The organism is Kribbella catacumbae DSM 19601 (genome assembly GCF_000372465.1).
Classification (GTDB): domain Bacteria; phylum Actinomycetota; class Actinomycetes; order Propionibacteriales; family Kribbellaceae; genus Kribbella; species Kribbella catacumbae.
Genome location: NZ_AQUZ01000127.1, coordinates 1 through 2,123 on the forward strand (window position 1 = coordinate 1; position 2,123 = coordinate 2,123).

Consider the following 2,123-nt stretch of genomic DNA (forward strand, 5'->3'; position numbering starts at 1 on the left):
GCTCGTACGCGAAGGTCTTCGCGAGGTGGACGGTGGCGGGGTGACGGCCCTCTGTCTGCATGCCCGTGAGGTTGCTGGCAAGCATGCATGCAAGGTGGGAGGCAAGGAGTGTCGCGTGACTGCATACATGCCCTCGTGCGAAAGTGTGGGCTAGCCCAGCCCGTTACAGCAGGAGGAACAGTGCCGGTCATCGCGTTTCTCAACCAAAAGGGCGGCGTGCTCAAGACCACGGTGACGGTCAACGTCGCCGAGCGTCTCGCACGCCGAGGCCTCCGCGTACTGGTGATCGACGTCGACAAGCAAGCCGCGGCCACGTCCACGCTGCTCGCCGAGGAGCCGACTGTCGACGATCGGACCCTGGCCGACGTCCTCCGCAACGAGCACAGCCTCGACACGGCCATCGTCCCGACCGACCCCCCGTGGGGAGGAGTCGAGCTGGTGCCGGCGTCGCTGGACCTCGAAGACGTCTGGGCGTCGAACAAGCCATCGCTCGTGTTCCGTCTGCGCCGCGCCATCGATGAGGCCGAGCTGACCAGCCGATACGACTACGTCCTGCTCGACGGCCCGCCCGACCTCGGCCCCGGCTGTGTGTCCGCCGTCATCGCAGCTGACCACGTCGTTGTCCCGTTCCGGCCGGAGCGGATGGCGATGCATGGCATGGCCCGCACAGCCGAGACCGTCGACGTCGTACGCCGCGACATGCGCAGCGAGGTCCAGCTCACCGCAGTACTCGCGGCCGCAGCCGACACCCGGCTCGGCGAGCACCAGAACCGCATCGACGAAGCGGCCAGCCTGTACGGCGACAAGCTCGCCCGCACAGTCATCCCGCACCGCCTCAAGAGCGACGAGGCATCAGGTTTCGGGATCCCCGCAGGCTCCCTACAAGGCCCCGCAGGGGAAGCACTCGGCATCGCGTACGACGCGTTCGCCGACGAACTCATCGAACGAACCAAGGAGTGATGGTGGCAACCGAAAAGCCAGCCCGACGCGACGCACCCGCCCCCCGAACCGTGGAGAGCAGCGTGGGCCGGTATGCCGGCGGCATCGAGGCCCAGGCGAACGACCCAGTCGTGCCGTTCTCGGTGCGCCTCAAGGCGAGCACCCGCAAGAGGGTCAAGTCTGCGGCCGTCGACGACGAGCGCCCCGTCCAGGACATCACCGAAGAAGCCATTCTCGAATGGCTCGATCGACACGGAAAGAGGTAACCCGATGGCTGCACTGCTCACCGACAGGCCGCTCCTGCAGTTGGCCGGCGACGTCCTCGCCCACTGTGACGGCTGTACGTGGTGGGTCCGCGTCGACGAGCTCGAGGGGAAGCGGTGCACCTGGTGCAGGGGAGTGGTCCTCGGTGCCGGCGGCTGAGCAGCTGCAGCTGTGGGACGAGGAGCCGCCGCGGCGTCCGGAGCTGGCAGTTGTCCGCCCGGACCCGCGCCCTCGCACTGAGGATGGCCGGATCGTGAAGCACCGTTGTCGGTGCTGCAAGATACCCATTGACGTAGGTATCCGGTGCCGGTTCTGCATGCTCACCGAGTGCGGTGGCGCGTGCGGACCTATCTACGCTCGATTGGACAGATGACGATGACCAACAACGACCACCAGCACGGGGACGACACAGCACCCGAGGCCCTGGAAGTCATCACGATCTCGGTGACCCACCCCCAGGGGTTCGGGGACCACATCTTCAACTACGAGTCGGTCTCGGACCTGTTCAAGTGCGAGCGGTGCGGCAGGTACGAAATCACCGTTCGTGATGATGAGACCGGTGCAATTACCGAGTGCACCGGGCCTGCCGCCTAGCTGACCTGCCTACCGGCCCATGATCTCGTCGACCGCCTCATCCGCCAGGCGCTTGATCGTCGGCCGGTCCAGGATCGTGCAGACCGGCTTCTGCGCGGACGGCGGCAGCTGGTTGCCCTGCTGCTCGAATCCCGCTTCGTACTCGGCGCGGAGCGCGGCCCTGCAGCTGTTCTCCAGCGTGACCCGGTCTGGCGTCGGTGTCGCGGTTGGTGTTGTGGCCGGCGGCTGACTTGGCGCGGCCGCCGGGCTCTCGTTGCCGCTGCATCCCGCGACCATCACCACTGCGACCAGCACCGCGGCCCCCCAGGTCTTGCCCTTCATGCTCC

The 2,123-nt window shown here is 67.0% G+C and carries 4 protein-coding genes and 1 pseudogene; 4 read left to right on the forward strand and 1 reads right to left on the reverse strand.

Annotated elements, in window-relative coordinates; translation table 11 throughout:
- Window positions 1–180: 180 nt before the first annotated feature.
- The 4 genes from A3ES_RS50805 to A3ES_RS0145440 all read left to right on the forward strand — a co-directional run bounded on the left by A3ES_RS50805 (window position 181) and on the right by A3ES_RS0145440 (window position 1,797).
- Window positions 181–960 carry a ParA family protein gene (locus tag A3ES_RS50805; RefSeq protein ID WP_020393466.1) on the forward strand — a complete coding sequence of 260 codons (780 nt, stop codon included), beginning with the start codon at window positions 181–183 and terminating at the stop codon, window positions 958–960.
- A gap of 62 nt (window positions 961–1,022) precedes the next feature.
- Entirely contained in the window at window positions 1,023–1,205 is a 183-nt protein-coding gene (locus tag A3ES_RS0145430) for a hypothetical protein (RefSeq protein WP_020393467.1), read from the forward strand.
- A 4-nt stretch (window positions 1,206–1,209) separates the two neighbouring features.
- Entirely contained in the window at window positions 1,210–1,362 is a 153-nt protein-coding gene (locus tag A3ES_RS54885) for a hypothetical protein (RefSeq protein WP_020393468.1), read from the forward strand.
- A 210-nt stretch (window positions 1,363–1,572) separates the two neighbouring features.
- Entirely contained in the window at window positions 1,573–1,797 is a 225-nt protein-coding gene (locus tag A3ES_RS0145440; RefSeq protein WP_020393469.1) for a hypothetical protein, read from the forward strand.
- A 9-nt stretch (window positions 1,798–1,806) separates the two neighbouring features.
- Here A3ES_RS0145440 and A3ES_RS0145445 read toward each other — a convergent pair.
- Window positions 1,807–2,123 (reverse strand): annotated as a pseudogene (locus tag A3ES_RS0145445) (hypothetical protein); the annotation flags it as partial.

What these genes read in the sequence shown, in the direction of transcription:
- A3ES_RS54885 (WP_020393468.1), top strand. Translation starts at nt 1,210, where the DNA reads ATGGCTGCACTGCTCACCGACAGGCCGCTCCTGCAGTTGGCCGGCGAC.
- A3ES_RS0145440 (WP_020393469.1), top strand. Translation starts at nt 1,573, where the DNA reads ATGACGATGACCAACAACGACCACCAGCACGGGGACGACACAGCACCC.